This is a genomic window from Methylobacter sp. (assembly GCF_023227905.1).
Classification (GTDB): domain Bacteria; phylum Pseudomonadota; class Gammaproteobacteria; order Methylococcales; family Methylomonadaceae; genus Methylobacter_A.
This window is the reverse complement of record NZ_JALOCF010000004.1, coordinates 1-12169: the sequence shown is the minus strand read 5'-3', so window position 1 is coordinate 12169 and position 12169 is coordinate 1. Positions and strand designations below refer to the sequence as shown.

Genomic DNA, 12169 nt, shown 5'->3' with positions numbered 1-12169 from the left:
CATGAATTGGCTTACTAAATTACTTCCCCGAAGCCCCAAGATCTCCGCCCCGGAAAAAAAACCTGACATTGCCCCCCCCGTTAATTCAAATATACCTACCTGTTCGGAACCTGTTTCCACCGAGCATAAAAAACTACCGCTGACCATTTTAAAAGGACTGGCTCCGCTTCGAGACATGGATGACGCCTATGTTGAGCAACTGGCTCACATGACATTACGTTATACTCAGGGTTCTGTAATTTTCAGGCTGGGCCAAAAAATCAATTCAGTATTTTATCTGCTTGAAGGAAGCGTTGAACTTCAGCCTGACAGCGACAATCACTACACCCTGTCGGCAGAGTCATCGCTGGCCAACTTACCGCTCAATAGCGGTAAAATTTGCGGGGCAACGGCCATTGCTGCAACAGACATTTCCATTTTGGCGATTTCAGGGGAATTTATCTCTCGATGGTCGAATAAAAGCCTTCAACAATCCGCTTCCGTTGAGCTGATTGACATTGAATTGCCTGAGCAAATTGCCAATAACCGTTTTTTCACCAGTTTTTCAGCGAGCTACCGGGACAATAAATTAAGCCTGCCCTCATTACCCAATGTCGCCATAAAGCTGAAAGAAGCGCTGGAAAAAGACTTAGGCATCAGCGAGGTTGTCAGAATTATCGGGGTAGATACATCCATCGTAGCCAAGCTGATCCAGCTGGCCAACAGTCCGCTATATTCGCCCATATCGCCGATCACTAACTGCCATGCAGCCGTGACTCGATTAGGCCTGGATCAAACGCGAAAACTGGTTATGGGCGTCAGCCTAAAACAATTATTCCAATGCCAAAATCCACAACTGATGGAAAAAATGCAAACCTTGTGGAAAACCAGTCTCTATGTTTCCAGCTTGTGTTTTGTACTTGCCCAGGAAAGCGGCACGGTTAACCCTGAAGATGCCTTATTAGCCGGCCTGATCACCGACATAGGTACCATACCGATATTGCATTTTGCCGAGCAAAATCCGAATGAATATCCGAACTTGGACATATTGGAGTCCGCCATCCCGCTTTTGAGTCCGTCGGTCGGCTCCCTGGTATTGCACACACTGGGCTTTACTTCGGAATTAGCCGCCATTCCCCGGTATGCTGAAGATTGGTTCTGCGAAAGCGACAGCGATCAGTTGAATCTGGCTGATATCGTCATACTAGCCAAGTTGCACAGCTATTTCGGCACCAACCGGGCCAAGGAAATACCGTATATGAATTCGATACCTGCCTACGTTAAACTTAAAAACAGCAAATTAACCCCCGACTTTTCCCTGGATATACTGCACAAAGCCAAACATCGCATCAACGCAGCCATGAACTTCCTTTCCTGAGATCACTATGAATAATCCATTACTAGCCAACTCTCCATTGCCGATGTTTTCCAAAATCAAACCGGAACACGTCGTACCTGCCATCGATCAGTTATTGAGTGAGGCCCGCTCGTCCGTCGAACAGCACCTTCAAGCCACGCAGCACTACACATGGAAAAACCTGATCGAACCTCTGGAAGACGTGGACGATAAACTCAGCAAAGCCTGGTCCCCGGTCAGCCACATGAATTCCGTGGTCAACAGCGATGAGCTGCGCGACGCCTACAATGCTTGCCTGCCCAAGCTCAGCGCCTATTCGACTGAAATGGGGCAAAACGAAGCTCTGTTTAAAGCTTATCGCTTTATTGCTGAAAGCGACGAATTTGCGACACTGGATATCGCCCAACAAAAAATCATCCGCAATGCCTTAAGAGACTTCAAATTGTCCGGCATCGACCTGGATGCTGAAAAAAAGCAACGTTACAAAGACATCAGCCAGGAATTATCAAGTCTTGCCAGCAACTATGAAGAAAACCTGCTCGATGCAACCAATGCCTGGAGCAAGCTAATCAGGGACGAAGAGGATCTGGCCGGGCTGCCTGAATCCGCTTTGGCTCAAGCCAAACAGACAGCCGGAAGCCACAACGAAGCCGGCTGGATGATCACCCTGCAATTTCCGTCCTATATTTCGGTGATGACTTACGCCGATAACCGTGAATTGCGCCGCGAACACTACGAAGCTTTCGCAACCCGCGCCTCCGATCAAGGCCCGCATGCCGGACAGTGGGACAACAGCGAAAACATGGAAAAAATCCTGGCCTTGCGCCATGAAAAAGCCCGCCTGCTAGGCTTTAACAATTACGCGGAACTGTCGCTGGCGACCAAAATGGCTGAAAAGCCGGATGAAGTCACTGATTTCCTGGAAGACTTGGCTGACCGGTCCTGGCGACATGCGCGCAAGGACCTGGCCGAACTGCGCGAATTCGCGAAAAAATATTACGGCATCAAAGACCTGCAAGCCTGGGATATGGCCTATTATTCGGAGAAAATGCGCCAGCATTTTTACCAGTTGTCGCAGGAAGAAGTTAAGACCTATTTCCCGGTCACCCGCGTCCTGCCCGGCCTGTTTGCGATCGTGGCAAAGCTGTACGGACTGCAAATATCCGAGCTTACCGGCTTTGACAGCTGGCATCCCGATGTGCGTTTTTTCGAGATTCATGACAAACACGGCCAGCTACGCGGTCAGTTTTATCTCGATCTTTACGCCCGCGCCAAAAAACGCGGCGGCGCCTGGATGGACGATTGCGTCAGCCGCAAGCGATTCGACGATACCATTCAAACGCCGGTCGCCTACCTGACCTGCAACTTTACCCCACCAACTGGCGATACACCGGCGCTGCTGACCCATGACGAAGTGACCACCCTATTCCATGAATTCGGCCACGGCTTGCACCACATGCTCACCCAGGTCGATCATCTGGGCGTCTCCGGCATTAACGGCGTGGAATGGGATGCGGTCGAACTGCCCAGCCAATTCATGGAAAACTGGTGCTGGGAAAAGGAAGCACTGGCACTGATGTCAGGCCATTATCAAACCGGCGAACCGCTGCCGGATGCTTTATTTGACAAAATGATCGCAGCCAAAAACTTTCAGGCAGGCATGATCATGGTCAGACAGTTGGAATTCAGTCTGTTCGATTTCAGAATTCATCGTGATTATGATCCGCAAAAAGGCGGCCGTATCTATGAAACCCTGGAACAGGTCAGGGAGCAGGTTGCCGTTGTCCGGCCGCCCAAATTCAACCGTTTCGCGCACAGCTTCTCGCATATTTTTGCAGGTGGTTACGCAGCAGGCTATTACAGCTACAAATGGGCGGAAGTGTTGTCCAGCGACGCTTTTTCGCTGTTCGAAGAAAAAGGCATTTTTGACCCGGAAACCGGCCACGCCTTTTTAACCAACATCCTTGAAAAAGGCGGCAGCCAGGACGCAATGGAACTGTTTATCAACTTCCGCGGCCGCAAACCGACCATTGATGCGTTACTCAGACATAACGGCATCGCGGCATGATCTATAAAGACCTGCGCGACTTTATCAAGCAACTGGAAAAGCAGGGAGAGCTAAAGCGCATTACCGTTGAAGTCGATCCCTATCTGGAAATGACCGAAATCTGCGACCGCACCCTGAAACGGGGCGGCCCTGCGTTGCTGTTTGAAAATCCCAAAGGTGCAAATATTCCGGTTCTGGCCAACCTGTTCGGCACGCCGCGCCGCGTCGCGATGGGCATGGGCGCGGAGTCCGTCACCGAGCTACGCGGCATCGGCGAGCTGCTGGCTTATCTGAAAGAACCCGAGCCACCCAAAGGCATGAAAGACGCCTGGGAGAAATTCCCAGTGTTCAAGCAAGTGCTGAATATGGCGCCCAAAATAATCAGTTCCCCCCCGTGCCAGGAACTAATTCGGCAAGGCGATGAAATCGATCTGGGCGATTACCCAATCCAAACCTGCTGGCCGGAAGATGCTGCTCCGTTAATTACTTGGCCGCTGGTCATCACTAAAGGCCCGAATAAAGAACGGCAGAACCTTGGCATCTACCGGATGCAAGTCATCGGCAAAAACAAAGTCATCATGCGCTGGCTGGCGCATCGCGGCGGCGCATTGGACTTTAAAGAGTTCCAGGCCGCTCATCCCGGCCAGCCGTTCCCTGTTTCCGTAGCTTTAGGCGCCGACCCTGCAACGATACTGGCCGCCGTCACGCCGGTGCCGGATTCCTTGTCCGAATATGCGTTTGCCGGGTTATTGCGCGGCAGCAAAACCGAAGTCGCCAAATCACTGCTTAACGATTTGCAGGTTCCGGCCAGCGCCGAAATCGTGCTGGAAGGCTTTATCTATCCCAATGAATTCGCCGCCGAAGGCCCTTACGGCGATCACACCGGCTATTACAATGAAGTCGCCGATTTTCCGGTGTTCACCATCGAACGAATCACCCAACGCCAGGCCCCGATCTATCACAGCACCTACACCGGCAGACCGCCCGACGAACCGGCCATCCTCGGCGTTGCGTTAAACGAGGTCTTCGTACCCATTTTGCAAAAACAATTCCCGGAAATCGTCGATTTTTACCTGCCGCCGGAAGGCTGCTCATACCGCATGGCCGTGATCAGCATGAAAAAGCAGTACGCCGGTCACGCCAAACGCGTGATGCTGGGCACTTGGTCGTTCCTGCGCCAATTCATGTACACCAAATTCGTGATCGTCGTCGATGACGATGTCGATGTCCGCAACTGGCAGGATGTGATCTGGGCAATGACGACCCGCATGGACCCCGCCAGGGATTTGACCATACTGGAAAATACCCCGATCGACTACCTGGATTTCGCCTCGCCAGTTTCAGGCTTGGGCTCCAAGGTAGGGTTTGATGCGACCAATAAATGGCCGGGGGAAACCAATCGGGAATGGGGCAGGACTATCGTGATGTCGCCGGAGGTGGTCAAGAAGGTGGATGAGATGTGGGATAGTTTGTTTTAAGTCGTACGCTCAAGTTTTACTCAATACAGGATCAATATGAACAGGATCGGTGACAACCTAATCTGCGGCTCAAACGAGGAAATCGTAAAAGTATTCTCCGCGTTCGACGTAGAATTCATTCTTGTAGGAGGGCTTGCCATCTCTTGGTACTGCTCATCGAGAAAAGCCGACGATATCGATATACTTGTAAATCCCACTAAGGAAAACTCTGGAAAAATAGCGAATGCACTTCGGAGTCTTCGCCTAGTTAATGGTTTCACGAATGACTCATTCGCTAGCCCCGGTATTCACGCACCTATTAAGCAGTTTTACCACTGCGATATTATTACGCCAGCACGTAATGGACTTACCTTTGAACGACTTATGGAGAGTTCTATTATAGGAAAACTGTTCAATATCCCAGTTCACATTCCGTCCGTAGAAAATCTGATCTTGATGAAAGAGGGCGCTGTTTCATCAAAAAGCAAATTAATTAAAGATCAACAAGATATAGACCTCTTAAGAAGCCATCTTATCAAATCGCGCATCGTTTCAGACAAATAAAATAATCATATAACCAAGCCAAGGGTACGCATCGCGTACCTTTATTAAGCGAGGAAGTTTTGCTTTGAAAGTGGTACGCGGTGCGTACTCTACATGAGTAATATTATCGGCAATGATTGGGTTGGCGTTGCTCCGACCCAATCAATCTAGAGATTTTATTCAGAGCACGACACGCCTAAAACGCCCAGCTGCGCTAATGCTTGCCCGACCTTCTTCCGGCCTACAGGTCGCTAGGCTTCAGCCCGGTATGTTTAGAAATACGAGCTAACATACGCGGCCCGACTTCTTCGCTGCTATGAAAAGCAAATACGAAATCGGGCCAGCCGGCTCGAACTAACGTGAGATGCGATCCTGATTGACGCTTGATTTCCCAGCCGATGCTAAGCAGCGCGGCAAGAACACGTTTGGCCTTTGCCGAAGGCCATTGACTCATGCGGCAACGAGTTCAATGTTGATTGGCATGGGGCGGCTTTCCCCGGTTTCGATGCGCTCGGCCAGTGCGCGCAGGGCTAGTATTTCAGCTTTAGCCATTGCTTCGTCGGCAGTAGCGCCATAAGTTAATACGCCAGGAATTTCCGGAACCTCTGCCAACCAGCGGCCATCGTCTTCGCGCTCATACTCAATATGAAAATTCATGGTGCCTCCAGAAATGAAAAAACGAATATACCAGAAACGTCCGGCAGCGCTACGTTCGTTTGGTTTTATTCCGTCCTAACCGGATATTAAATCAATCCGACTGACAATCTCACTGGATGCCAGCTCCAGGCCCTGCTTATAGCATTCGCTGGCCCTGTCTTTATCGCCTTGGGCAAACAGCAAATCGCCGAATTGCTGGTAAGCTGAAACGGTAGGCTCTATTGATAAACTTTTGGTCAGGTAGGTTGTCGCTTTTTGGTTGTCTCCGCACTTCATGCTCAACTTGCCCAAAACAGTCAGGAATATGGCATCGCGTGGATGCATGGGTAACCATTGCTCAGCTGTTTCAAGCTGTTTTGCGATGTCAATCGACGGAATATTGCCATACAACACGACCAGCGTTTGATCCCAGGTGGTCGACAAAGCTCTTGCCAAGCCCCCTTCAACCCTTGCGCCCGCCCCCGCTTCAATCATCGCGGCAAAATAAATCGCTGAAACGCCTTTCATATTTCTTATGTAATCGGGAATTTCCGACCATAGCGATTCAATTTCATCAGCGTTGCCCCGCTCGGCCGCTTGCTTTAACAATTTGCTGTACGCTTCGGTTTCCAGCAGTTTTATCTCGGCTTCCATCAACACTTTATTGTTGTTCAATGATGGGATCAGGTTGCGGATGCCTTCCCAATCACCGGCTTGCTGATAAGCTTGATGCATCAGTTTTAAAACGCTGGCGTGAGTCGGATCAATGGAATGCAGGCGAGTCAGTGTTTCCAGCGCTTGTTCGAACTGTTTGTCCGAAAGGTGCAATTCGGCTTGAGTCAGGCCTATGGCCACGTCGGAACCCGGCGCCTGGTCGGCGGCTTTTCTCAGGTATTCGTCCCTTTTATCATAGGCGCCACGGGATTGTGCGGCTCTGGCTGCGGTCAAATAGTGGATTAACGGAGCGCCGCTGTGCGAGGCATGCTTGATCAATACTTTTTCGGCTTTTTCCCAGTTACCTTCGGCGGAATCGACCAGACCTGCGATTAGGGCTTCTTGCGAACGGTTGAATTTGATGCTTTTGCCGCGATTCTTGATTTGGCCCGGCAGTCTGAGCAGCCAGCCTAAAAATCTAAAGAAGATATAAAACACAAAAAAGCCCATGATCAAGCTAACCGAGAAAACGATTAGCGATGTTTCAAGAGACCAATGTCCGATACCTATTAATACATAGCCCGGGCTGTCAAATCCGCCCAGCCATGTGTTGACAAAAAAAGCCGCGGCAACGGCAATAAGAAGCGAACCTAGAAAATACATTATATTTTTCATCATGTAATCTCTGGCCTATTGTGCGGCAGGCGCTGCTTCAACCGGTTTTTGTGGCTCAGCGGGAGGTGCTGTCTCGGACGGTTTTGCTGGTTCAGCTGGTTTTTCGGGCTGTTCCGATTTGCTCTTTTCCGCAGGCGCCATAGCCTTATCGGCTTCCAGTCTGAGCTTGGTGATGTCTCTCAGCATTTTCAACGACAGGCTGATATCAGGGAAATGGCTACGGATTTTGACAGCATTAAACTTATCCAGTTCGGCAACAAATTTGTTGGTCGCTTCATCCTTGACGAAGTTTTGTTCGGTCCATTTTTTTGCGTCGGCCAGACTGGATTGATAAAGCTGCTCGTTTTGCTGAACAAGGGCGATTTTGACCATCTCCAGTTTTACTCTTAACTGCTCACGGATAAACTGGGCTTGTTCCGGCGTTAATATTTCCTTGATCGGATGTTCGGTGTGCCTAAGAGTCACTACCCCTTCCAACTGTCCCAATGCAGAATCAAGCAGATCCTGGCTTTCCTTATCGGCCGGTTGTTGAGGGGCCGGTTTGGGCTGAGTCAGTGTTTTCCCTGTGTACGGTAAAAACAAGGTTAAGCTACCGACCTGATCTTGCAATGCTTGAATCGAGGCATACATGCCCACAGTATCGGCTACCGCGACATTACGGATGGCAGCAATATCCTTGGCAATTTGTTCGCGTACTTTAAACGCTCCGGCGTCCCCGCTTTCCCTGAGACGTTGATCCGCCGCTTCCAAGGCTTCACGGGTGGTATTAACATCGCCCATTAGATACAGACGCTGATTGGCTATGCTTAACAGATACTCCGCATCGGCAATTAACCAGTCGCCGCGCGTTTTGCCCAATTGACGTTGTACCTGTTGAACTGCGGTATTTAATTCAGTCCGTGTGCTGTCCAGCTTTTCGTTATGAAGCCGGGAAAAATCCTCTAGAGTTTTGGAAAAATGGGATTCTTTTCCGGCCACATCGGCTTCGACAGTTGCCAGTTGGGATTGAATAGCGGCAAGTTGCGCCTGATAACCGCTAATCTGCTTCGACAACTCGATTAGCTGCATGTCGCCTTTATTTACTTCTCCGCCTAAATTATCCTGCTGAGAGCGTAATTGCTGAAAAAGATAAAAACCAACACCTGCCACACTTAAAATAATCAGCAGCATGATGATGCCAAACCAGAGTCCGCTACGCGACCTGCGAGCATTGTTATTTTCGCTCACAGGCTGTTCTTGTTTTTCACTAAACTCGGTCACTCTATTCCCCTGTCACACACGTTATTACTGTCTCAAGAATTGCTGTATCGATTGGACTATCCGTCACAGTAATTCGATTAAACCCCATATCGGCAGCTATATACCTGATTCTATCGCTAACTACCACCAGAGGTATTAATGACAATAGCTTGTTGTTATTGTTTTTTTCACCCAGCATTAAACTTAAGTTTTGCAATGCTTCGGCACTGGTTACGGTAATGACATTCAACCTGTGCTGCTTAAGCAACTCCATAACGGGTGAGCTATCAATACGGGGGATTATTCTTTTGTATACTTCCAGATAATTAACTGCTGCGCCTCTGCTGCGTAACGTAGTTGCCAGCTGTTCTCGTCCCCCTTCACCGCGAACGATTAGAAAATTCTGCCCTTCGACCTGTTGTAGCTGGGGCATTGCCAGCAACGCTTCACTGTTATAGCCATTTTCAGGCATTAAATCGACTGGCAAGCCGGCCATTTTCATGGCTTGCGCGGTTGATTGCCCGACTGCGGCAAAACGCACAGATTCCGTGTGGCCTATTTTGCCACTATTCGCCTTTAGAGCAAAATTTACTGCATTGGCGCTGACAAAAATAACCCATTGGAACCTGTCTAGATTCCTCAGGTTAAATATTATGTCGTCGTCATCCCGCGGAACGATATCCAACGTCGGGAACCGAACAGCTATACCGCCCTGCTCTTCAATTAAACGACTCAGCTTTTCCGCCTGATGCTCAGGCCGCGTCACTAAAACATGTACGCCGCTCAACACTTTATTCAAAGCGCCCGCTCCTCACCTATCTTGCCGCATTCAGTGAAACAGTGCTTGCAGAATCTTATCTGCGCCTTGTGCCAATAAGTCTTCAGCAACCATTTTGCCGATAGCTTCAGCACTATCCAGGCCGCCTGTCCGTTCAGCCCGGTATATCACACTACCGTCAGGACTGCCAACCAAGCCGCGCATGAACAATTGATCGCCCTGCACCGTTGCATATCCGGCAATCGGCACCTGGCAGCCGCCATTCAAACACGCGTTCATGGCTCTTTCCGCAGTCACGCACAGCCCGGTTTCGCTATCGTGTAACGCAGCCAGCATCTCGTTGATTTCCGTATCGCCGCTCCGACATTCTATGCCGATAGCTCCCTGCCCGCTCGCTGGCAGACTGAACTCGGCACTCAGACTCTGAGTAATGCGCTCAGCCATGCCCAATCTTTTTAATCCAGCCGAAGCCAAGATGACGGCATCGTATTCACCGGCATCCAGCTTGGACAGGCGCGTGTTGACATTGCCTCTTAATGACAATATTTCAGCATCGGGGTAAAGTTCTTTAATCTGGCATTGCCTGCGCAAACTGGACGTGCCGATTCTGGCATTAGCCGGTAAGTCTTGCAGCGCCGAATAACGCTTGGAGACAAACGCATCGGTCGGATCTTCGCGGGTTAAAATGGCTGCCAAATGCAAGCCGTCCGGAAACTCTACCGGCACATCTTTCATCGAATGCACGGCAATATCGGCCAAACCCTCCAACATGCCTTGCTCCAGCTCTTTAACGAACAAACCTTTGCCGCCAATTTTTGCCAAAGGCGCATCAAGAATCTTATCACCCTGCGTGGTCATTTTGACCAGCTCAGTCCTGCATCCCGGAAATGTCCGCTCCAACCGTTCTGCAACATGTTCTGCTTGCCATAACGCCAAAGGGCTCTTGCGCGTTGCAATGCGAATAATTTTTTCAGTCAAAAGAACACCATTCATTTCTAACAATAAATTGTCCTATTGTAACCCGTGTAAGTTGATGACGGTTAATCGAACTTGAATTCTTTGCCTACAAGGATGTAGGCAAAGGGGTGTGAGCTTGGAGCGGAAGCTTTGCTACCCATGATGCGGGTAAGGAGCGTTAGCAGGAGAGTAAGCTTTAGCTGTATAATTTAACAATTTAAGTCACAAGCAAAAACTACCATGACCAACGTTAATTCCGACAAACTTTCCAGCGCCCGTTTTGCCCAGGCAACCGATGCCTTTGTCGAAGTATTTACCGCCTCTGTCGATTTTGACCAGCGCATGGCGCAGCAGGACATTGAAGGCTCAATTGCCCATGCCAAAATGCTATGCTCTTGCGGCATTCTGACCGAACAGGAACGCGACGCTATTATTCAGGGTCTTAGCCAAATCGCCCAGGAAATTATTAACGGCGAATTTGTCTGGTCGATCAAACAGGAAGATGTTCATATGAACATCGAAGCCCGCCTGACTGATTTAATCGGCATCGCCGGAAAAAAGCTGCATACCGGCCGCTCCCGCAATGATCAGGTGGCGACGGATATCCGTCTTTACCTGCGCAGTGAAATTAATCAGATTTTAGGCCAACTGACGCGCCTGCAAACAGCCATTCTGGATTTGGCAGAACAACAGGCCGATACGATCATGCCGGGCTTTACCCATTTGCAAGTCGCCCAACCGATTACTTTCGGCCATCACCTGATGGCTTGGTTTGAGATGCTTAGCCGCGACCAGGAAAGACTCCAGGATTGCTGCAAACGCATCAACATCATGCCTTTAGGCTCTGCGGCATTGGCTGGAACCAGCTACCCGATAGATCGCCAGATGACTTCCGATTTACTTGGTTTCAGCAGACCCTCAGCTAACTCGCTGGACTCGGTCAGCGACCGTGATTTTGCGATTGAGTTTACGGCGGCCGCCAGCTTGATCATGATGCATTTATCGCGCTTTTCCGAAGAATTAATCTTGTGGTCCAGCGCCCAGTTTGACTTTATAGAGATGCCCGATGCCTTTTGCACCGGTTCCTCGATTATGCCGCAAAAGAAAAATCCCGACGTTCCCGAGTTGGTGCGCGGCAAATCAGGACGCGTAACCGGCCATTTGGTTTCATTGCTGATGCTGATGAAAAGTCAGCCATTGGCTTACAACAAAGACAATCAGGAAGATAAGGAACCGCTTTTCGATACCGCCGATACCTTAATCAACTGCTTGCGGGCTTATGCCGACATGGTTCCCCATATCGAAGCAAAAAAAACTAACATGTACAACTCAGCCAAACGCGGCTTTGCAACGGCCACCGATCTTGCCGATTACCTGGTACGTAAAGGGATGGCATTTCGCGATGCCCATGAAGTCGTGGGTTTGGCAGTGCGCCTGGGACTTGAAAGCCAACGCGACCTATCCGAGCTGTCTTTGCCGGAGCTACAGCATTTTTCAAGCTTGATTACCAGCGATGTTTTCGATTTTTTAACGCTGGAAGGCTCGGTTGCGGCCCGTAAACATATCGGCGGCACCGCTCCCGATACGGTCAGACTTGCGATCCTGACAGCGCGACAAAGCCTAGCTTCAGCATAAAAGATTGAGTTTTCGCCATTGACCATGATCAGACCACATCTTGAGCGCCCGATCCATTTAGGCTCTCCCGGCGAAGAAATCAGCATACAAGACCTCAAAACGATCAGACAACGCTTTAAACGCTTGAATCAACTCCGCGAGCAACGTGTTCAGGAATTCCTTCAGCCGCGCCAACAAGTCTTTTTGGAGTTATTGCCGTTGCTTTTCCATCG

The 12169-nt window shown here is 49.9% G+C and carries 12 protein-coding genes; 6 read left to right on the top strand and 6 right to left on the bottom strand.

Going from position 1 to position 12169, the window contains the following annotated elements:
- Nucleotide 1 precedes the first annotated feature (1 nt).
- The 4 genes from M0R47_RS02370 to M0R47_RS02355 are packed head-to-tail and all read left to right on the top strand — an operon-like array spanning nt 2 to nt 5404.
- On the top strand, nt 2-1357 hold the full coding sequence (locus tag M0R47_RS02370) for an HDOD domain-containing protein (RefSeq protein WP_292549772.1): 1356 nt from the start codon (nt 2-4) through the stop codon (nt 1355-1357).
- Nucleotides 1358-1364: 7 nt separating this feature from the next.
- A complete protein-coding gene (gene prlC, locus M0R47_RS02365) occupies nt 1365-3404 on the top strand; it encodes an oligopeptidase A (protein ID WP_292549769.1) in 2040 nt (679 codons plus the stop codon).
- Nucleotides 3401-4861 carry a 4-hydroxy-3-polyprenylbenzoate decarboxylase gene (ubiD, locus tag M0R47_RS02360; protein WP_292549767.1) on the top strand — a complete coding sequence of 487 codons (1461 nt, stop codon included), beginning with the start codon at nt 3401-3403 and terminating at the stop codon, nt 4859-4861. Before prlC ends, ubiD begins: the two co-directional genes overlap by 4 nt.
- A 36-nt stretch (nt 4862-4897) precedes the next feature.
- Nucleotides 4898-5404 (top strand): hypothetical protein, encoded by a 507-nt coding sequence (locus M0R47_RS02355; protein ID WP_292549764.1) that lies wholly within the window; start codon nt 4898-4900, stop codon nt 5402-5404.
- A 220-nt stretch (nt 5405-5624) separates the two neighbouring features.
- On the opposite strand, the gene M0R47_RS02350 is transcribed toward M0R47_RS02355, so the two are convergent.
- The 6 genes from M0R47_RS02350 to hemC form a co-directional block, all read right to left on the bottom strand.
- Nucleotides 5625-5837 carry a type II toxin-antitoxin system HicA family toxin gene (locus M0R47_RS02350; protein WP_292549761.1) on the bottom strand — a complete coding sequence of 71 codons (213 nt, stop codon included), beginning with the start codon at nt 5835-5837 and terminating at the stop codon, nt 5625-5627.
- Nucleotides 5834-6040, bottom strand: a complete 207-nt coding sequence (locus M0R47_RS02345; RefSeq protein ID WP_292549759.1) for a type II toxin-antitoxin system HicB family antitoxin — start codon at nt 6038-6040, stop codon at nt 5834-5836. The genes M0R47_RS02350 and M0R47_RS02345 overlap by 4 nt, the downstream gene beginning before the upstream one ends.
- Before the next feature lie 75 nt (nt 6041-6115).
- Nucleotides 6116-7351, bottom strand: a complete 1236-nt coding sequence (locus M0R47_RS02340; RefSeq protein ID WP_292549757.1) for a heme biosynthesis HemY N-terminal domain-containing protein — start codon at nt 7349-7351, stop codon at nt 6116-6118.
- A 12-nt stretch (nt 7352-7363) separates the two neighbouring features.
- Nucleotides 7364-8608 (bottom strand): uroporphyrinogen-III C-methyltransferase, encoded by a 1245-nt coding sequence (locus M0R47_RS02335; RefSeq protein ID WP_292549754.1) that lies wholly within the window; start codon nt 8606-8608, stop codon nt 7364-7366.
- 1 nt (nt 8609) lies between these two features.
- Nucleotides 8610-9377 (bottom strand): uroporphyrinogen-III synthase, encoded by a 768-nt coding sequence (locus M0R47_RS02330; RefSeq protein WP_366513159.1) that lies wholly within the window; start codon nt 9375-9377, stop codon nt 8610-8612.
- Nucleotides 9378-9416: 39 nt separating this feature from the next.
- Entirely contained in the window at nt 9417-10358 is a 942-nt protein-coding gene (hemC, locus tag M0R47_RS02325) for a hydroxymethylbilane synthase (protein ID WP_366513157.1), read from the bottom strand.
- A gap of 204 nt (nt 10359-10562) precedes the next feature.
- On the opposite strand from hemC, the gene argH reads away from it, so the two are divergent.
- Nucleotides 10563-11957 (top strand): argininosuccinate lyase, encoded by a 1395-nt coding sequence (gene argH, locus M0R47_RS02320; protein ID WP_292549749.1) that lies wholly within the window; start codon nt 10563-10565, stop codon nt 11955-11957.
- Nucleotides 11958-11981: 24 nt separating this feature from the next.
- Nucleotides 11982-12169 (top strand): hypothetical protein (locus tag M0R47_RS02315; RefSeq protein ID WP_292549746.1); only part of this gene is annotated, 188 nt, incomplete at its 3' end.

Bases quoted from the DNA above. Each gene is read 5' to 3' on its own strand.
- argH (WP_292549749.1), top strand. From the start codon at position 10,563: ATGACCAACGTTAATTCCGACAAACTTTCCAGCGCCCGTTTTGCCCAG.
- hemC (WP_366513157.1), bottom strand. From the start codon at position 10,358: ATGAATGGTGTTCTTTTGACTGAAAAAATTATTCGCATTGCAACGCGC.
- ubiD (WP_292549767.1), top strand. From the start codon at position 3,401: ATGATCTATAAAGACCTGCGCGACTTTATCAAGCAACTGGAAAAGCAG.
- M0R47_RS02345 (WP_292549759.1), bottom strand. From the start codon at position 6,040: ATGAATTTTCATATTGAGTATGAGCGCGAAGACGATGGCCGCTGGTTG.
- M0R47_RS02350 (WP_292549761.1), bottom strand. From the start codon at position 5,837: ATGAGTCAATGGCCTTCGGCAAAGGCCAAACGTGTTCTTGCCGCGCTG.
- M0R47_RS02370 (WP_292549772.1), top strand. From the start codon at position 2: ATGAATTGGCTTACTAAATTACTTCCCCGAAGCCCCAAGATCTCCGCC.
- M0R47_RS02355 (WP_292549764.1), top strand. From the start codon at position 4,898: ATGAACAGGATCGGTGACAACCTAATCTGCGGCTCAAACGAGGAAATC.
- prlC (WP_292549769.1), top strand. From the start codon at position 1,365: ATGAATAATCCATTACTAGCCAACTCTCCATTGCCGATGTTTTCCAAA.
- M0R47_RS02340 (WP_292549757.1), bottom strand. From the start codon at position 7,351: ATGATGAAAAATATAATGTATTTTCTAGGTTCGCTTCTTATTGCCGTT.